Annotated in this window: 15 protein-coding genes and 1 tRNA gene; 4 read left to right on the top strand and 12 right to left on the bottom strand. The window is 63.3% G+C overall.

Features of this window, described 5'->3' with window-relative positions:
* Positions 1–3 precede the first annotated feature (3 nt).
* The 3 genes from NH195_RS08115 (at position 4) to NH195_RS08105 (ending at position 3,883) form a co-directional block, all read left to right on the top strand.
* Positions 4–1,287 carry an alpha/beta fold hydrolase gene (locus NH195_RS08115; RefSeq protein WP_066705392.1) on the top strand — a complete coding sequence of 428 codons (1,284 nt, stop codon included), beginning with the start codon at positions 4–6 and terminating at the stop codon, positions 1,285–1,287.
* The gene (locus tag NH195_RS08110; protein WP_066705390.1) at positions 1,284–3,101 is read left to right on the top strand and encodes an aminopeptidase P family protein; all 1,818 of its coding nucleotides are present in this window, start codon (positions 1,284–1,286) and stop codon (positions 3,099–3,101) included. Before NH195_RS08115 ends, NH195_RS08110 begins: the two co-directional genes overlap by 4 nt.
* 377 nt (positions 3,102–3,478) lie before the next feature.
* Positions 3,479–3,883 (top strand): acyl-CoA thioesterase, encoded by a 405-nt coding sequence (locus NH195_RS08105; protein ID WP_198403470.1) that lies wholly within the window; start codon positions 3,479–3,481, stop codon positions 3,881–3,883.
* 10 nt (positions 3,884–3,893) lie between these two features.
* On the opposite strand, the gene NH195_RS08100 is transcribed toward NH195_RS08105, so the two are convergent.
* The 10 genes from NH195_RS08100 to NH195_RS08055 form a co-directional block, all read right to left on the bottom strand.
* Complete coding sequence (locus tag NH195_RS08100) at positions 3,894–5,765, bottom strand: FUSC family protein (protein ID WP_066705387.1); 1,872 nt, start codon at positions 5,763–5,765, stop codon at positions 3,894–3,896.
* Positions 5,762–6,223 carry a MarR family winged helix-turn-helix transcriptional regulator gene (locus NH195_RS08095; protein ID WP_066705822.1) on the bottom strand — a complete coding sequence of 154 codons (462 nt, stop codon included), beginning with the start codon at positions 6,221–6,223 and terminating at the stop codon, positions 5,762–5,764. The genes NH195_RS08100 and NH195_RS08095 overlap by 4 nt, the downstream gene beginning before the upstream one ends.
* 100 nt (positions 6,224–6,323) lie before the next feature.
* The gene (locus NH195_RS08090; protein ID WP_066705385.1) at positions 6,324–8,957 is read right to left on the bottom strand and encodes a Hint domain-containing protein; all 2,634 of its coding nucleotides are present in this window, start codon (positions 8,955–8,957) and stop codon (positions 6,324–6,326) included.
* 280 nt (positions 8,958–9,237) lie between these two features.
* Positions 9,238–10,176, bottom strand: coding sequence for an AEC family transporter (locus NH195_RS08085; RefSeq protein WP_066705382.1), 939 nt, complete (start codon positions 10,174–10,176; stop codon positions 9,238–9,240).
* Positions 10,176–10,976: an MBL fold metallo-hydrolase gene (locus NH195_RS08080; protein ID WP_066705380.1), complete on the bottom strand. Its 801-nt coding sequence runs from the start codon at positions 10,974–10,976 to the stop codon at positions 10,176–10,178. The genes NH195_RS08085 and NH195_RS08080 overlap by 1 nt, the downstream gene beginning before the upstream one ends.
* Positions 10,973–11,761: a TatD family hydrolase gene (locus NH195_RS08075; RefSeq protein ID WP_066705378.1), complete on the bottom strand. Its 789-nt coding sequence runs from the start codon at positions 11,759–11,761 to the stop codon at positions 10,973–10,975. Before NH195_RS08075 ends, NH195_RS08080 begins: the two co-directional genes overlap by 4 nt.
* Positions 11,762–11,806: 45 nt before the next feature.
* A complete protein-coding gene (locus tag NH195_RS08070; RefSeq protein ID WP_081423839.1) occupies positions 11,807–12,967 on the bottom strand; it encodes a DNA polymerase III subunit delta' in 1,161 nt (386 codons plus the stop codon).
* A complete protein-coding gene (gene tmk / locus NH195_RS08065; protein WP_066705376.1) occupies positions 12,964–13,575 on the bottom strand; it encodes a dTMP kinase in 612 nt (203 codons plus the stop codon). The genes NH195_RS08070 and tmk overlap by 4 nt, the downstream gene beginning before the upstream one ends.
* Before the next feature lie 30 nt (positions 13,576–13,605).
* Positions 13,606–14,775: a D-alanyl-D-alanine carboxypeptidase family protein gene (locus tag NH195_RS08060; RefSeq protein WP_066705374.1), complete on the bottom strand. Its 1,170-nt coding sequence runs from the start codon at positions 14,773–14,775 to the stop codon at positions 13,606–13,608.
* Positions 14,776–14,849: 74 nt separating this feature from the next.
* Positions 14,850–15,695, bottom strand: a complete 846-nt coding sequence (locus tag NH195_RS08055; RefSeq protein ID WP_066705372.1) for an SPOR domain-containing protein — start codon at positions 15,693–15,695, stop codon at positions 14,850–14,852.
* Positions 15,696–15,980: 285 nt separating this feature from the next.
* On the opposite strand from NH195_RS08055, the gene NH195_RS08050 reads away from it, so the two are divergent.
* Positions 15,981–16,068 (top strand) — tRNA-Ser (locus tag NH195_RS08050).
* Positions 16,069–17,150: 1,082 nt separating this feature from the next.
* Here NH195_RS08050 and NH195_RS08040 read toward each other — a convergent pair.
* Together NH195_RS08040 and NH195_RS08035 are read right to left on the bottom strand one after the other, a co-directional pair.
* Complete coding sequence (locus NH195_RS08040) at positions 17,151–17,465, bottom strand: hypothetical protein (RefSeq protein WP_066705370.1); 315 nt, start codon at positions 17,463–17,465, stop codon at positions 17,151–17,153.
* Complete coding sequence (locus NH195_RS08035; RefSeq protein ID WP_066705369.1) at positions 17,462–18,955, bottom strand: DUF3987 domain-containing protein; 1,494 nt, start codon at positions 18,953–18,955, stop codon at positions 17,462–17,464. Before NH195_RS08035 ends, NH195_RS08040 begins: the two co-directional genes overlap by 4 nt.

The following is an 18,955-nucleotide window of genomic DNA, read 5'->3' as shown; positions in this document are numbered from 1 at the left end:
TCCATGTCGTCTTTGTCTTATTCCATCCCCGGTCTGGTCCTCACGGATCACAGCCTTGCCGTGCCGCTCGATTGGTCGAAGCCGGAGGGCGAGACCATCACCTTGTTCGCCCGCGAGGTGGTCGATCCGATGCGCAAGCATGACGACCTGCCCTGTCTTCTGTTCCTGCAAGGCGGCCCCGGCGGCAAGTCCAACCGGCCTCAGGACGGCACGCCGCCCTGGCTCGACGTGGCGCTCAAACAGTTTCGGGTGATCCTGATGGATCAGCGTGGCACGGGCCGCTCCTCGCCGGTCGAGGGACGTCATATGGCGGCGTTTGCGACGGCGGAAAAAGGCGCGGATTTCCTCGCCTGTTTTCGTGCCGACAGCATCATTCGCGATGCCGAACACCTGCGCAAAACCCTTTATGGCGGGCGTAAATGGTCCACTTTGGGGCAGAGCTACGGCGGGTTTCTGACGCTCAGCTACCTGTCCTTCGCGCCCGAGGCGCTTGAAGCCTGTTACGTGACCGGCGGCTTGCCCGGTCTCACGGCCAGCGCCGACGATGTCTATGCCCGCACATTCCCGCGCGTGAAGGCCAAGACGGAGACCTTCTACGCCCGCTATCCGCAGGATGTCGAAACCGTTGCCCGCATTGCCGATCTTCTGACGCAAGAGGATGTCCGGCTGCCCGATGGCGACAGGCTGAGCGTGGAGCGGTTCCAGACGCTTGGTATGGATTTCGGCATGGCGCCCTGTTTCGAAAACCTGCATTGGCTGCTGGACGAGGCGTTCACTGCGGACGGTGTCCTCAGCGACACGTTTCTGTTCGAGGTCATGACCCGCACGGGCTTTGCCACCAATCCGCTTTTCGCCGCCTTGCAGGAGACGATCTATGCCCAAAGCGGCAATGTCTCCGACTGGGCGGCGCAGAGGGCGCGGGAGGTGCATCCGGAGTTCGCCACCGACCAGACCCCGCTGATGTTCACCGGCGAAATGATGTTCCCCTGGATGTTTGAGGACATCCGTTGCCTGCGCCCGTTCGCTGCGGCCACGGATGCGCTGGCCCGGCGCCGGTTCGATGCGCCGTTCTACGATCTGGCGCGGCTGCGGGACAATCAGGTGCCGGTGGCGGCGGTCGTCTACTACGACGATATGTATGTCGATGCCGGGCTGTCGCTGGACACGGCGGGTCGGGTTGGCAATCTGCGCGCCTGGGTCACGAATGAATACGAACATGACGGGTTGCGCCGCGATCCGCGCGTGCTTCAACGCCTGTTCGACATGGTGCAAAGGGGCCAGCAATGACACCCGCCGACAAACTCGCCACTCTGCGCGGCTGGATGGCCGATCATGGCCTTTCCGCCTATCTCGTTACCTCCGCCGATGCGCATCAAAGCGAGGATTGCCCGGAGCGCGACCGTTGTCTGGCGTGGCTCAGCGGGTTTTCCGGCTCTCTGGGGCGGGCCTTGATCACAGCGGATCGGGCGATCCTCTTCGTCGATGGCCGCTATCAGGTGCAGGCCACGCGGCAGGTCGATCCCACGCTTTGGCAGATCGCGCATTTGCACGATGCGCCCCCCGAGGCCGCTTTGCGAAGCTTCTCAGAGCCGCTGCGGGTCGGTTACGATCCGATGCTCTGGACCGTGTCGCAGATTGAGGAGATGACGGCGGCGATTGCGCCTGTCGGGCATGATCTCGTTGCGTTGAGCGTCGCCCCCTTCGCCTCGATCTGGTCGGACCGCCCCGCCGCGCCGATGGGGGCGCTGCGGCGGATGCCGGATGAGGTCGCCGGGGAAAGCGGCGCTGAAAAACGCGCGCGTGTGCGGGAGCATTTGCGCGAACAGGGCCTTGCGGCCTGGGTCGTGACGCGTCCCGATGACATCGCCTGGCTGACCAACACACGGGGGCGCGATGTTCCGATGCATCCGGTGCCGCTGTCCGTCGCGATCCTGCCGGTCGATGGTCCGATGATCTGGGCCATTTTCAAAGACAAACTGACAGCCGGTCAGATCGCCCCCGACCCGGATGTCGAGATCACGCCACCCGAGCGGTTTCTTGACCGTCTCGCGCAGATCGCCGAAGGCAATGCGATCGGGCTCGATCCCAATTTCGCGCCGCAGGCGGTCGAAGCGGCGATTCTCAAGGCCGGGGGCACGCCGGTGCGGGGCGACGATCCGATCACGGTTCTGAAGGCCGCGAAGAATGCGGTGGAGCTTGCGGGCTATCGCGCGGCGCATGTCAAAGACGGGGTCGCCTGGACCGGGTTCATGGCGTGGTTGGCCGAGACTGTGCCTGCGCGGTTCGCCACGGGAAATCCGGTGACGGAATGCGAAGCGGCGGATGAAATCCTTCGGCTGCGTCAGCAACAGGACGGGTTTCTGGAGGCCAGTTTCAACTCGATCTCCGCCGCCGGGACGAATGCCGCCATGTGCCATTATGCGCCGAAACGGGCGGAGAATGTGCCGATCACCCCCGAGGCGCTCTATTTGCTCGACAGCGGCGGGCAGTACGTCAACGGCACCACGGACGCCACCCGGACCTTGGCCTTCGGTCCCGTGTCCGAGGATGTCCGGCGGATCGCGACGGCGGTGCTCAAAGGCTTCATCGCCCTGTCCTCTGCACGGTTCCCGGAAGGCAGCTTTCCACATCATCTCGATGCTCTGGCGCGCGCGCCTTTGTGGCAGATGGGCTTGGATTACGACCACGGCACCGGCCATGGCGTGGGGCACAATCTTCTGGTGCACGAACATCCGCACCGCTTCGGCAAACGTGCCAATCCCTATCCGCTCTTGCCCGGTCATATCATGACGATCGAGCCGGGGTATTACCTCGAGGGGCAGTTCGGTCTCAGGATCGAAAATCAGGTCGAAGTGATCGCCGACCCGGAGGTGCCGGGGTTCTGTCGCTTTGCGCCATTGACCATGGCGCCGATCCCGCTCGGGCTGTTCGATATGGCGCTCCTGACGGATCGGGAGCGCGGCTGGCTCGATCAGTATCACGCGCAGGTGCGCATGCGCCTCGCCCCCTTGCTGTCAGGGATCGCGCGGGATTGGATGCTGGCTCAGACCGAGCCTTCTGCCAGGGTGGGTCATTCGCGGGGGCTTCCGCGCAATGAATGACCCAATCCGCAAAGCGGATGTCTCGGCGTGCTCTGGCTTTGGTCATGCCCGGGAAGCTCGCGCGCTGCGACGATGCCGCCATTCGGCGCAAGGCCGGGTGTGCGGCTTGTCCGGTTTGGGGGCGATGTCAGCGGGCGGACCGCGCTCGGATGGACGTCCCAAGCGGATCGGGATTGGTGATCCAGATCGCTTCCGGGCCATCAGAGGCGGCATGTTTTCCGGCAGACGCAAGGTTCTGTTGCGCTGCATCCGGGTTAGCGCATCGTGGCTGGCCAGCTTGCCATGCGATGTGGTGAAAGCGGCTTTGCTTTCCGGATCAAGGGGTTGAGGTCGTCTGTTTGCTGTGCCATCTGGAAGACAGGGGGAGCAGTCAGAGAATGGAAGCCCAGATCATGTCAGATGCACATACACCCGACGGCATGGAGCTCACGCTTCGTACCCTTGCCATGCCAGCCGATACCAATGCCGCCGGGGACATCTTCGGGGGCTGGGTGATGAGCCAGATGGACCTTGCCGCCGCGATCCGCGCCAATGAGCGCTGCAACGGGCGCACGGTGACCATTGCCGCGAATGAAATCGTCTTCAAGCAACCGGTGAAAGTGGGCGATACGCTTTGCGTCTACACCGCCGTCGATCAGGTCGGGCGCAGTTCCATGGTGATCCGCATCGAGGTCTGGGCACGCCGGGCCTATACCGCGCAGCGCGAGCATGTCACCCAGGCCCGCTTCACCATGGTGGCGGTCGATGCGGAAGGCAAACCGCGCCCGGTGGACGCCGTCTGAGGCCGCGCCATCAGGCGTTGGTGAGGGCCGGTTTCAGCGTGTCCAGCCCTTCGAGCGCCTCGCGAAACAGCGCCGCTTCGGGTCCCGGGCGCTGGCTCAGCCGTGTGAGTGCGGTGAGGGCCTGTTGCGGGGCCGGCCCCATTCTGGCCAGTTCCTTGAGCGCCTCGCGCGCGGCGGCGCGATCTTCCGCGCTTTGGGCCGGGTCGGCGGTGATCCGGTGACACCACATTGCCGCATGGCCAAGGTTCAACACCGCCAACCCCGCGTCCAGCGCCGCCAGATGCGCGCGGTTGGACCGTTCCGAGAGGCGCACCAGACGCAGGGTGCGGTGATACAGCCGGGCCTGCCAATGCGATCGCGCCCTGAGCGCTTTCGGATCGGCGGCCAGATCGCGCAGATCATGGATCATCGCCCGCATCACCGTGTCGGTGCGACGTTTGAGATTGGCGGGATAGACGGTAAGATAGGCGACCATCGCGGCAATCGGGGCGGCAACCACGGCCAGCCCCGCGGCGAAAGAGCCGCCAAAGCTGCCGGTGAGCGGCCAATGCGGCTGTGACATCAGCATCAGCACCATGTTGTAATCGAAACTCATCGCCACGGTGCGGCGGTGGCCGACAAAGACCGGGCCGATCAGGATGAAGGGCAGGGCGAGGAGGATCATCTGCGCCTCGCTCTGAGCCAGCGGCCAGACCAGCCAGCGCAGAGCCAGCGCACCGATGACCCCGGCGAGCTGGCCGTAGAACACCCATTTCATCATCTGCGCCGGGTTTTCGAAGGTCGAGAACAGCGAGATCATCACCGACAGCCCGAGCAACATGAACGGGCCGACGCTCCAGCCGGTGAACAGCCAGAGGCCGCCGAACAGGGCGATGGCGCCGAGTGCCCTCAAGCCGGCCTCGCGTGCGCCGACCCAGTCGCGATGAAGCACCACGGGCGGGGCGATCTCGCTCAGGCTGCGGCGTTTGTGCGATTGCGCATGCCAGTCGCCAAGCGCGGTTTCGACGGCGGTGAGTGTCTCGGAGAGGCGGGGGGAGAGGTCCTCGGTCGCGGCGGCCTGCGTGAGGGCGGCACGGGCGGCGGAAATGTCCTGATCGGCCAGTGCCTTGGAGGCCCCTGCGAGGCCTGCGCGGAAGGCGGGAGCCTGCGCGGGGCCGTGTTTCCAGAGCAGAAGCGGCGTGGCGGCGATCAGCAATGCGCGGGTGGCGCGAATGGTCTGGCGCGAACGGATGGACCCGGCGGCATGCGGGTCGAGCCCGTCCTCGACGGTGGCCAGCTCGTTCAGAAGAGCGCGTTTGTCGCTCTCGGTCGGTGTGGCGCTGGCGGCCTTGTCGAGCATATCGGACAGCAGTCGGCGCACCCGCTCGCGCAATTCTCCAGTGGCGGCGGCGGGAGCGAACAGAGACCCGACCAGCGTGGCGACGACCACCCCGGTGAGCACGGTGGCAAGCCGGTCGACGCCGAGGTGCAGCACCTGATCCGGGTGGGCGGCATCCAAGAGCGACACCATCGCCGCCGTGTAGCCGGCCAGCACCGTGCCATAGGCCACGAAGCCGCGTTGAAGATTGCCGATCCAGGTACAGGCGCTGACCCAGAGCGCCAACCCCACGACCAGAAGCGCCGGGTGGATCTGCATCGCCAGCACCAGAAGCACGCCGACGATTGTGCCGCTCACGGAGCCCAGAAGGCGGAACAGGCTTTTCTCCCAAAGCTGGCCACGGGTGGGTTGCGAGGCGGCCCAGACCGTCATCGCAGACCATTGCGGGTGTTCGAGCCCGATCAGCCATGCGAGGACGAAGGCGGCACAGGCGGCAAGCGCGGTGCGGAAGGCAAAGCCCATCCGAACAGTGTCGAAACCGCGGGCGGTCAACCAGGCATTCATGAGGATTTCTGCTCCAGAGTGGCCTCGACACGGGCCGAGATTTTCGCGAACCCGGCGAGCAGGGCGGTCACATCCGCCTCGCTCAAGCCGGTGAGGAGTTCGGCCTCGACCGCGCTCAGGTGCCGCTTGATGCGCTGCACTTCCGTGCGGCCCTGCGGCGTCAGGACGATCAGCCGTGCTCGCCGGTCCTGCGGGTTCACCCGCCGCTCGATCAATCCGCGCTCCGCGAGAATGTCCAGAAGCCGCACCAGCGTCGAAGTGTCGAGGGCGACGCGTTCGGCCAGTTCCGTCTGGCTGATACCGTCGCCATCGGCCTCGAGATGCACGAGCGGCGCCCATGTGGCGTCGGTCAGCCCGGCGCGGGCAATCTCGGCATGGATCACCTTGCGCCAGCGGCGGGAGAGCTGGATGAACTGAAAGCCGAACAGGGTTTTGGGGGAGGAGTCATCTTGCGCCATGATTTGCATGTGCATCAAAATGATTTGGTATTCAAATTAAATGCACGCAAGCCGGGATTGCACAGCATGCAAGCCTCGGCCCCGGGTCATGCCTGTCGGATCACGCCACCAGAAGCTCGGCCTCATGCGCCTTGAGACATTTGCGGGCGGTGTCGCCGTGGCGTGTCGGCATGGAGCGCAGCTCGGGGAAGAGACCGAAAAGCTCGTCCCGTGCCGCATCCGCCACGCCGGTCAGCGAGTGATCGGAGACGTGGAAGCTTTCGGTCGCCGCGCCCTCGGCAAAGATCACTTCGTGGCGGTCGAACATCAGGTGGTAATAGCTCACAAGCCCCCCCGGACGCGCGCGGATGGTGGTGCCGTTGACAAGATGCTTGGCGGCGGAAAACACCTCCGAGGCGCCGAACAGCATTTCGGAACGCCAGCCCTGCAACAACATGCGGTGCTGCGGCGAGACGATGAGATCGGCCTCATTGCCAAGCGCGCCTTTCGTGATCTCGATGGGCGCAAAGCGGCCCATGGCGGGCACGGTGCGCGCGCCGACCCAGCGCAGCGGCTGGATGCCGTTGTCCATGGTGATCACCAGATCGCCGGGTCTGAGATCCTCGACGGGGCGGGCGCCATAGGGCGTGGCGATCCGGGTGCCCCTGGCGAAACAGATGATGGTTTCGATGTTGGAGAAGGTTATGACGGTGCCATCCGTCAGCGTCAGCGTGCCGCTTTCCGGGTCGTTTTCGTCATAGACGATGGAGCCGCGATGGTAGAGGTCTTCGCCCAGAGCCGAGAGGTCGAGCACATCTCCCGTCTCGTCGCCGGTCTCTGAGCCGACGATGGTGATCGCATTGCCGTCGAGTTGGGAGGGGTCGATGACGATGGTGTCGTTGCCCTCGCCACCGGTGACCGTGTCGCTGCCACCCGCGTAGATCGTATCGTCGCCGTCACCGCCGTCGATGATGTCGGCGCCCGCGCCACCATAAAGCGTGTCATTGCCGGTGCCGCCGTCGATGACGTCGTCGCCGTCACCGCCATAGATGGTGTCATCACCTTCTTCGCCATAGAGCCGGTCATCGCCGCCCGCGCCGTCGAGGGTGTCGTTGCCCGCACCGCCGTAGAACACGTTGGTATAGGCGTCCGTTCCGGTGCCCTGACCGTCGAAACCGATCAGCGTGTCGTCGTAATCCGACCCGATGATGCCGTCGACGCCCGAGAGCGTGTCGCCCTCGGCATAGCCGCCCGAGGCCGTGCCATCGGCAAGATTGACGGAGACCGCCGCATCCGAGCCGGAATAGTCGATCATGTCCATCCCGGAGCCGCCGGAGTTGACGTCCGCGCCTTCGCCGCCGATCAGCGTGTCATCGCCTGTGCCGCCCGACAGCATGTCGTCGCCTTCGCCGCCGTCGAGCGTGTCGTTGCCGTCTTCGCCATAAAGCGTGTCATTGCCGGTGCCACCGTTAATCGTGTCATTTCCAGTGCCGCCATAAACCACGTCGTCGCCAAGCCCGGAGGCGACGATGTCGTCGCCGTCACCGGCTTCGACCATATCGTCGTAATCGGTGGTCTGGGCATCGAACTGGACATCGGAAATCCACACGCCCTGGGTGTTCACGCCTTCGTTGTCGTAATCGACGACGATTCTGGACACCGGGCCGGGGATCTCCACGAGAAGCGAGCCGCTGCCATCGGTGCTGGCCGTGGCGGTGATACCGGTCACGGTGTTGCCGTCGACGGTCATGGCGCTGCCACCGGTGAGCGTGACCGTGACTTCGTTGCCGTCGGCGTCATAGGCTGTGATCGTGATCACATCCACGAAACCGCCGGCGGCGTAATCGAGATCGTTGATCCGGAACGAGACGTTATAGACCTCGTCGCTCACCCCGCTGGTGCTGTCGGTGGCGGCGAAATCCATGGTCATGGTCATGGTGTCACTGCCCTGATCGGCGACACCGTCGTTGTTGGCGTCATTGTCGCCAAAGAGGAAGAACGAACTGCCGGAGTCGAAGGTCTCTCCATTCGCCGTGTCGACATAGACGCTGGCGTCGTAGCTCGTGCCCGTCGGGTCATAAGCCGGCCCCCCGGCACCATCGTCAGTGACGGTGAAGGTCATGGTGACGCCGGCATCCGACAGCGTGCCGGAGCCGTTCATGTAATCCTGACCGTTGCCCAGGTTGTCCCAATGCATCGTGCCGGAGGTATAGCTCTCCGTGTCGATCGTATCGCCGTCCGTGTCGCTATAGTTTGTGTCGATCGTATCATTGCCGGAGGTGCCGGAGACGATCCCGTCGGCCAGATCCGCAGTCGACACGTAATCGGCATAGGTGAAGCTCGGTGTCGTGCTGCTTCCGCTCGCGGTCCCCGGATTGCTGCTATAGGCGGTGACCTGATACTGGTGACCGTCGATCAGAGGCTGTTCGGAGAGCGTGTATTTGCCCTGGGCACCACCGCCCTCGACATCGAGCTGGACGATCTGAAAGCTTTCACCCGTGGTCAGGTCGGTGACGGTCCAGACCTGTTCGGCGTCGACATTCACCCCTGTCGAGCTGGTGCTGCCGATGGTGATGTTGCCGGTCGCGGTTTCACGATCGCCCTGAGCGCTGTCGTCGGTCAGGGCGCCATTGCTGTCGCTGATGGTGGCCGTGCCGGTCGGGCCGCCACCGGAATAGGTGAAGGTGGACCCCGTCGTGGTGCCGATGACTCCGGCAGGGTCGAAATCGTAAAGCTCAATATCGTAAACGGCCATGATCCTGCCCTCGTGTGACCAGGTCTGTCGCAGGGAACAGGAGACAGCCCGGGCGTCGGTTTTCTTGGTTAACGATTTGCCCGGGCATTGCGGCGGGATTGCGGCAAGAGCGGGTCGAAGCTGTGAAAACCCCTGCCGGGGCCGGGGCGGCTTTGCTGCGAGACAGGATGGATTTCCTTAAAATGCAACCTGAGACCTTTGCCGCAACGCTCTCCTGGGGGGGCGGGCAGGCAAGGCGGTGCCGGGTTCCCGGGCTTCGGTCGTGTGATACAGGCCCCGCTCAGGGCAGGAGTGCGAGCCAGCACCAGATGGTGAGAATCGACAGCCCGGTGCCGATCAGCACCGAAGAGGCGGCCACACGTTTCGCGACGCCGTACATATTGGCGAAGAGATAGGCGTTCACCCCCGGCGCCATGGCGGCGGTCATTGTGGCGGAGCGCAACGACGGGGTGGGCAGTTCGAAGACGAAATGCCCGAGCCCGTAGGCGATGGCCGGGTGCAGCACCAGAGAGGCGAAGACAGCCCAGACGATGATCCGCATGTCGCCCTCGGGTTTGTAGCGCAACAGCACGCCGCCGAGGCCGAAAAGTGCCGCCGGGATTGCCGCGCGGGTCATCAGTCCGACCGCATCCCAGACGGGGGCGGGCAGGGGGATATGAGCAAGATTGACGATCCAGCCCGCCGTGATGCCAAGGATCAGGGGGTTGCGCAGCACGGAACGCGCGATCTGCCGCATCAGGCCGAAGCCCGACAGGCCCAGCCCCCGCGTTCGCGCGATCTCCATCGCGGCGATACCGATGCCGTAAAGCAGGGGCGAATGGATCGAGATGATCGCGAAATTCCCTGCGAGCGCCGCCTCGCCATAGGCACGTTCGGTGATCGGAATGCCCAACAGAAGTGAATTGGAGAACAGACCGATGAAGCCGATGGCTACGGCATCCGTCAGGTCGCGGTCAAACAGATAGCGCGCGCCCAGAAAACAGAAAAGCCCGCCCGAGAGCGCGCCTGCGTAAAAGGAAATCAGGATCGGCGGGTGAAAATTCTGGCCGAGATCCATCTTGGCAATGCCGGAGAAGAGCAGGAGCGGCACGGCGAAATTCTGGGCGAATTTCATCACGCTGTCGACCAGCTCGTCGCTGACCCAGCCTTGCCGGCGCGCCAGATACCCATAGCCGATGACGAGAAAAACCGGAAGAATGACCTCGATCAGCGCCTGCATCAGAGCGCTCCTGTGATCTCGATCACCATCCCGTCGTAAGCGGGGGTGACGTGATCCGGGGTCTCCTCAGCCACGGTCGCGTAATCAATGTCGATATGCATATTGGTCAACACGCCCTGCCTTGGCGCGGCGCGTTCGATCCACTGAAGCGCCAACTCAAGATGCGCGTGCGACGGGTGCGGCTTGTAGCGCAAAGCGTCGATCACAAACGTGTCGAGCCCTGCCATGAGCGCCCAGGTCGGTTCGTAAATCTCCAACACGTCGGGGATATAGGCGAGATCGCCGACGCGGAACCCTTTGGCGTCGATCTGGCCGTGATTGACCTGCAAGGGCGTCAGCGTCACCGGCCCGCCGGGGCCGTCGATGGTGACCGGTCCGCGAATGGCATGCAAATCCAGAATGGGCGGGTAGTTCGACCCTTCAGGCTGGACAAAGGCATAACCGAACCGGGCGATCAGATCGTTTTCCGTCTCGCTGTCGGCATAGACCTTCACCCGCTCGCGCATGTTGAACACGATCTGGCGCAGGTCATCGAGCCCGTGCATGTGATCGGCGTGGGAGTGGGTGAACACCACCCCGTCGAGCCGCGACACGCCGGCGTTCAATAGCTGTTGGCGCATGTCCGGCCCGGTGTCGATCAACACGCTGGTGGTGCCGTTCGGGCCGTCGCGTTCGATCAGTGCGGAGCAGCGCAGGCGGCGGTTCTTCGGGTTCTGCGGGTCGCAATCGCCCCAGATATTGCCGATCCGCGGCACACCGCCCGAGGAACCACAGCCCAGAATGGTGAAACGTGCGCTCATAATTTGGCTTTCGTGAAGAGGCGTTCGAAATTCGCCTCGGTCAGCGCCGCGAATTCGGCATAGCCCATCTCAAAGGTCTCGGCAGCGCGCGCCGCTGTGTGCGCCGTATAGGCCGGTTCATTGCGTCGACCGCGATGCGGCGGGGGCGCAAGATAGGGGCTGTCGGTCTCGACAAGAATACGGTCGCGCGGCACGGCGCGGAAGATGTCGCGCAGCTCTTTTGAGCGCGGAAAGGCCGTAATGCCCGACATCGAAATGTAAAACCCCCAGTCCATTGCCGCCAGCGCAAACTCTTTCGAGGCGGTGAAGCAATGCAATACGCAAGGATAGGCGCCTTTGCGATATTCTTCGCCGAGAATCTCCATCGCATCTGCATCGGCGTCGCGGGCGTGGATGATCAGCGGCAACTGCGTTTCGCGCGCCGCTTCGATGTGGATGCGCAGGCTTGTCTTCTGAACCTCCGCGCTCTCGGCGGTGTAATGATAATCGAGCCCGGTTTCGCCGATGCCGACGAATTTCGGATGTTCGGCCAGCGCGAGCAACTCGTCCACCGTTGCCATCGGTTCCTCTGCCGCCGACATCGGATGCGTGCCCGCCGCCCAGAACACAGGACCGAAGCGCTCGGAAATCGCGCGCACCTGATCCACCTGCCGCAGCCGCGTGCAGATCGTCACCATGCGATGCACACCTGCGTCGACCGCGCGGCTGACCACCTCGGGGAGTTCGTCGGCGAAATCGGGGAAATCCAGATGGCAGTGACTGTCGGTAATGTGGGGAAGGCTCATCGGGTGGTGCTCTGTTCTGCTCTGGCCCTGCCCAAGATCGCCCTGCTATTCGCGCGCGATGCGGCTGGCCGTGTCGTTGATCTTGAATACCATATCGAGGATCAGCGCCGCAGGGTCAAGGTTGACCGCCTTGGCGTGCTGGGCGCGGGCCGACAATTCCTGTTGCAGAACCGCCCAGTCGCGCGCGGCATAGGTGTCGGGCGACAGCCGCAGCATCAACGCCGCCTCGCCGGGCGCGGCCTCGACGATCGGCGGATGCCCCGCGCCGGTGCGCGCCAGACGGGTGAGGAAACGGTCGATCAGCCCGAGAGTCAACTCATAGCGGTCGCTGTTCGCTGCACCGACACAGGCCTCGGCAAGCTTGAGCGCCTGCGAGCGGTCGAGCCGGGGCAGGGTGGCGAACAGCGCCACGATGTCATGATAGGCCTCAAGCCCGCCCAGATTGGTCAAACGCAATGCCTCCCCCACGGATCCGGCGGACAATTCCGCCAAAGCATCCGAGCGGTCTGCCGCATTCGAGCCCGCCGCGTCAAGGGCGCGACCGAGATCTTCGGGCGAAAGCGGGCCAAGGCGCAACTCGCGGCAGCGCGACCGGATGGTGGGCAAAAGCCGGGAGGGCTGGTGCGAGACCAGCAGCAGAAAGGCGTGTTTCGGCGGTTCTTCGAGGGTTTTCAAAAGCGCGTTGGCGGCCGAGACGTTCATCTCATCGGCGCTGTCGACGATGACGACGCGGCGCCCGCCATCGGTGGCGGACATGTGGAAGAAGGAGTTGAGCTTGCGCACCTCCTCGACGGAAATCACCGTGCCGAAGCGGGATTTCTTGTCGTCCCATTCGCGGCGAATGAGGCACAGACGGGGCTCGGCCAGTTGCGCGGAGCGGCGATAGACCGGGTGCTCATGACCTAGCTCCAGCGTGTCGTGGGCGGGGGGGGCCTCGCCGAACAACTCGCTGCCCTCTTCGATCGGCTGAGCGAGCAGAAACCGCGCGATGCGCCAGGCGAGCGTGGCCTTTCCGACGCCGCGCGGGCCGGTGATCAGCCAGGCGTGGTGCATCCGGTTCGAGTTGAACGCGTCGAGAAAGCTTTCCTCGGCGTGGTTCTGGCCGAACAGCGTGGCGGTCTGGCGCGGATGTGGCGCACCCGGGGCGCAATCCGCCTCCGGGCCCATGTCGATTTCGCCGAGTGCGGAGGGAGATCTCGGGCTCATGCCTTGAGCCTTGCGGTGACAAGTGTCGCGACCTCCGCGGCCACAGGCCCGATGTCGCGCGCTGCGTCGATCACGGTGAAACGCGCGTATTGATCGGCCAGAGCGAGGAAGGCGGCGCGGCATTTCTCCTGAAATTCCAGCCCGAAATCCTCGAAGCGCTCTTCTGAGGTCTGCCGCCCCTTGGCGCGGGACAGGCCGATCTGCGGGTCCATGTCGAACAGGAGCGTCAGATCGGGTTCGACCCCGATCATCTCGTCATGCAGCCGGTTGACCTTGTCCTGCAAATCGCCACGGGTGACGCCCTGGAACACGCGGGTACTGTCCGCAAACCGGTCGCAGATCACCACCTTGCCAGCGGCCAGCGCGGGGCGGATGGTTTTCTCAAGATGATCGCGACGCGCGGCGGTGAACAGCAGGATTTCGGTTTCCGCCGACCAGCGGTCGGGATCGCCTTCGAGTACGAGGGAGCGGATCTCCTCGGCGCCGGGCGATCCGCCCGGTTCGCGGGTGTGGATCACGTCCACGCCGTCCCTGCGCAGGGTTTCGGCCAGAAGCCGGGCTTGCGTCGATTTTCCCGACCCGTCGATGCCCTCGAAGCTGATGAACATGGCACTCCCGTCAGGCTTTTCAGCGGTTGGTCATTCGGACACGGCCAGACCCGTTTGTCCCTCCAGCTTGTCCTTAAGCACCAGAAACGCTGTGCGCAACCTCGGAGCGATGCCGCCACGGGCAATCGAGCGGTCCGCGACCAGCGGAATACGTGCTTCGGGAAGGTCCTCGCGCGGGATCACAAGTTCGGCCAGCGTGTCGCCCTGGGTGATCGGCGCTTCGAACGGACCGGTGTAGACCACCTCGCCTTTCAGCTCTTCGAGCTGGGCGCCGGGCAGCAGGATCGAGACCTCTTCGGGCGCGACGAGACCGACCTCGGTCTGATCGCCCATCCAGACTTTGGCGCGGGCGAATTCATGGCCTTTTTCCGCTACGGTTTTCTCGGCGAACTGGCGAAAGGCCCAGTTGACGATGCGCTCGCCTTCCTGGGCGCGGTCGGCATCGGTCGCCAGCCCGGAGATCACGAAAACGACGCGGCGCGTGCCCTGGGTGGCGGAGCCGACCATACCATAGCCCGCCTCCTCTGTGTGCCCGGTCTTGAGCCCGTCGGCTCCGATCCCGAGTTTCAGAAGCGGGTTGCGGTTGTGGCGGTTCTGCGGCGCGCGGTTGTCATAGGGGAACTCCTGCTCGCCGAAATAGCCGTAATATTCCGGGAATTCGGAGATCAGGCGCACGGCGAGGATGCCGAGGTCCTCGACCGACATGCGCTGGCCGGGGTTGGGCCAGCCGGAGGCATTGGCGAAGGTCGAGTTCTCCATGCCGAGCGCCTTGGCGCGTTCGTTCATCAGCCGCGCGAAATTGTCCTCGGTGCCCGCAAGCCCTTCGGCCACGGTGACACAGGCGTCATTGCCGGACAGCACGACGATGCCCTGAATGAGTTCCTCGACGGTCGGTCGGTCGGTCTCGTTGAGGAACATGGTCGAACCGCCCATGTTCTTGGCCCGGGTCGAGACGGAAAACCGGGTGTCGAGCGTCACACGCCCGTCGCGCAGGGCTTCGAACAGCATGTTGATCGTCATCAGCTTCGACATGGACGCGGGCGGCAGCGGCGTTTGTGCATCCTTTTCCATCAGCACCGTCTGCGTGGTCAGGTCATAGACCCAGACGGCCCGCGCCGCACTTTCAAAGGCGTTGGCGGGCAGGGCAAGGCCCAGCAAGGTGAACAGGAAGGCGAAGCGGAGGGCAAGAAGGCGCAGCATGGAAACGGGCAGGTCCTTATTCGTGCAGATGGTTCGGGCGATTCATGTGAAAAGGGGGCTGTGCGCCCCCTTTCTTAATGCGTGACGGCATAGGCGTCCGTGAAGCCCGCCTTTTTCACTTTTTCGAGAAGCGCTTTGCGCTCGGCACTCGATCCGGCGGGGCCGACGATGACGCGCCAGAAGGATTTGCCGTTCGAGGTGCCGGGTTTGACCATGGCGACGATGCCCTGCGAGCCGAGCATGTCGACCGTGCGCTTGGCATTGGCCTCGACCGAGAAGATGCCGATCTGGAGGAAGGGTTTGTCGAGCGCGGAAGCGGCTTTCGGCGCGGCGGGAGCGGCCGGTTTCGCCGCCGGGGTTGCCTGCGCGGCGGGGGCGTCCATCGCATCAAGCGCGGCGGCGGCATCGGCAATCGGATCGTCGAGCGGCGCTGCGGCGATGGTTTCGGTCTCCGCAATGGTCGCGACGGTTTCGGGCTCCTGCGCCACTTCCTCGCGGCGCAGCGCCGTGACGTTGAGTTCGACCGGCGATCCGGCCAGCATGCCGAGCGCTTCGGCGGCGTCCGACGACACCTGAATGCCCGGCCCGGGGGCCGTGGCTTCGCGTTTGAACAGCGCGCCGATGACGAATTTTCCATTGGTCTCGTTGCGGATGATCACACGTTCGGGGTCGGTCACGTCGGAATGCGCGACCCAGACCCCGCCGAGCGAGGGACGTCCGTCCCAGAGTCCCTTGTCGGTTACCTGGAACACATCCGGCGCCTCGACGTCACGCTCCACCAGCTTGGTCGACGTCGCCGTGCTGCCGCTTTGCGGTTTCTTGAAGCTGTCGAGAAAGGATTGTCCGTCCTGACATGCGCCGAGCGCGAGCGTGGCGGTCAGGAGAAGCGCGAGACGCTGTCCGGTCCCTGTCTGTCGCATGATCTTGCCCCTTCGTCGTGCCTTTTGGTGCGGCACGGATTTTATATGTGGTTTATTGGTCTGCTCATGGTTGCACCAAGGCGGAAGGGGCACATGGGCGAACCCGTTGGACACACCTTCCCCGGCGTCTTGCGGGCAGTCTAGCGTTTCGGTCGGAAACAGGAAAGCCCCGCGTGTGCCAGACGGCGAAAAACGGCAAATGCCGGGGCGTGGTCTGTCACATCCCGGGTTTCAGAATCGTAACAAGGGCGCTAAGGCTCTGCGGATCGCAACACATGCGCTCACGGAGGAGTGGCAGAGTGGTCGAATGCACCGGTCTTGAAAACCGGCGATGTGCAAGCATCCGTGGGTTCGAATCCCACCTCCTCCGCCACATATTTCCATTAACTCATTGTATTTGAGCAATTTTTCACGACTTCGCGAAATTTGTTCCCCCTTTTGATCCCCTTTTTGGATTCCATGCCTGAGTTTGGGTTTCTCAAAAACAACGCGCCGACCACGGGGTTTCGTGACGGCGCGTTGGGTGTTTTGGTTTTGACCTGAGATATTGAAAGACTGCCGATCTAGGAGAAAGCCGACATTCATCTGCTGATCTACCAACGATCACTATGCGGACGAAACTGCCGTTTGCAGCAATCGCTCGATATGTGCCGCATATGCGGGAGGTTTTGCTCGAAGGGCGGGAAACCGGACATTCGCTGCAGATGCATTCCACGAAATGCCACGGCATTTGGGAGCACGCGCTCGGATATCAAATTACCAATCCACATTTTGGACAGTTATTGTTTTGAATTTCACACGTAAAAAGCGTGCACGGGACCTTTCTTGGTGGCAAAGTGACCCTGAATATTGTTCGTGAGGTGCTGGATTGGTCAAAATCACAGGACGCGCATCTGGTGTTGTTCTATGTCAGCTCCGGGGAACATATCGCAAAGGCAGATCGGTTCTTTCGGAAGCTGGGAGCTGTCGGGTTGGGAGGGAATTATGGGTTTCAGCTTTGAAAGGGGTTTGATTTTATGAGGAAAATAATGAAGCCTTTCCGACAATTGGTTAAATGGTATATTAGGCAATATGACAGGCTACCATTCTTAGCTTCTCCAGTCGGCTTATTCTTAACCCTCTACGTTCAGGCTATGGCATTTCTGCTCTTAGATGAGGTGAGCCAGTACTTGGGGTGGGACATAAGCTTTGTGCTCATCCTCTCATTCCCTGTTTGGGGATTTTCGGCAGCAGCTTTTCTTATAACTTTTTTCCTAGCGAATGAGTGGTTGCTTACGAGTTTGCGCTTGGGGCGAATTACAGGATGCGAACATCGACCAGCGCGCGCGTTCATAATTAAATTTTTCAAATTGGACTTAACCAGAAATGGGGAGTAGCTCAGTCGCCGCACAATGAGCGTGTCGTTTCCACAAAATTGACGCTCATGCGCTGCGCAGCATCCGGTAATATGGGCTCTTAGTTCGCTTTCGCCGCACTCTCCACCAATGTCTGCATGTCAAACAGTGACAACCCGAGTCGCCTTGCCGCCTCGCTTTCTGCTCGCTCCCGGCTCATCCCGGCGTCAAATTGTAGGATTGCGGCGCCTTCTTCCCAGAGGTCGAATTGATCAGAGGGGGCAAGCCTTACCCCCTCTGACAAAACCGACTTAACTGACAAAACCTCCCCCGGAACGCCCGGACCGGCAGCCCGCCCGGACTTGAGTTTTGTCGGTTTTGTCAGTTTTGTCATCGCCCCCGGACCCTGCCGGGCGGCATCGAGCCAGACGCTCATGGCAGTCCTGCCAAGAGCGCCGGATTGACCGCGAAGAGCCGTGTGGGGCGACCTCCGTTGGGATTGGGCGGCGGTGCAATCGGGCGGATCGCGTCCCCGTCCTCCAGCACCGTCAGCGCCGCGTTGAGCTGTGCTACGGAGTTGAGGCCGGACAAATCAAGGCGCAGAGCCTCCCGGCTTGTAAAGCGCGGCCAGCCCCGCGCCCGGATCGCATCGAGCAAACGCCGCGCGCCGCGTTCGGCTTTCGAAGTCGCCGCATCCGCATAGGCCCGCCGTGCCATCGGCAGGGCGTAAAACTCAATGAAATGCGCCGCCCGTCCCAAAGCATTATGGCTGATCTCTTGCGGCTCCGGCTCATCGCTCATAGCCCAATCGAGATAGGACAGGATCAGCGACAGGCGCACCGCGAGACCGGACATCTTGCCAATGAAAGACAAGAGCAGCCCCTCCGCATCGCGCTCCCACGCCCGCACCGAGAGGCGGAAGGCGTCGAGCACATCCCGCGCCGGATCGGAGAAGGGCATGACCCAAGGCCGCTCCCTGTCGTTTTCGTCGCGATACATCGAGAGGCCGTAGAGACGCCGAAGGGCCATGGCGCAGCGTTCCGCCCCGGCCTGTGTGCGTGGTCTGCGCAGCGGCACCGGATCGGGCCAGATCGGGATGAACCGCGCCAGCAACCCGTCATCATCGCTCCGCAGCAGCAGGGACTTGAGCCGGTCCGGCTGAATGCCCCCGGTGACGGCGATGGACAGCCGGTCGATATGCACCGGCTCCCGCCCCATCCGTTCGACCGAATAGGCCCGCCCGCCATAGGCTTCCAACCAGAAAGGCCGGTCAGAGCCACCGCCGGAATAGCGCGTCATACCCTGTAACCACCCTGCCAGCTCATCGCGCGCCAGCAAGGTGCCACGCGGCTGTTTCGAGACGATCACCGCCAACCGTTCCACAGTTCCGTCTGCAATCGAAAAGCGCGGAAGGAATGGTTCAGGTTCGATACGTAGCGTATCGGGGCGCTCCGGTGGCTCGCTCCCGTCTTTCAGCGCGGCCTTTGCCGCCTCTTTCCACGCGCTTTCCGCCAGCTTGGCAATCTCGGCTTTCTCGCGCCACTCCGCCAGATCGCCTTCCATGGCCTGTCGCTTCTCGCGCTCAACTTCCTTGATCAGTCCCAGCACCGCGTCGAGGCCGGGCGATTTGTTCGAAGACGGCGACCCAATCGCCATGGTCCAGAGGATCGGCGGCTCTTGCCAGCCCTCCCATGGTGCAGCCCAACGGGTGTTGCCGATGGCCGAACCGACCGTGGCGAGCAGACCCGCCACGACATAATCCGGCGGGGCAGATTTGGCCTCTGCCGCCCGACTGATCCAATCGGCCCAGAGCGGCCCGAACACATCTGTGAGAGGCAATTCCGGCGCGGGCAAGGTCGTGCCCTGCGTGAGACGTGGTGAGGGTACGGGCCAGTCGCCGAGGAACGGGGTTTCTTGCGGCAGCAT

It is taken from the genome of Celeribacter ethanolicus (genome assembly GCF_001550095.1).
Taxonomy (GTDB): Bacteria; Pseudomonadota; Alphaproteobacteria; order Rhodobacterales; family Rhodobacteraceae; genus Celeribacter; species Celeribacter ethanolicus.
The sequence above is the reverse complement of the archived record's forward strand: the minus strand, read 5'-3'. Positions and strand labels throughout refer to the sequence as shown.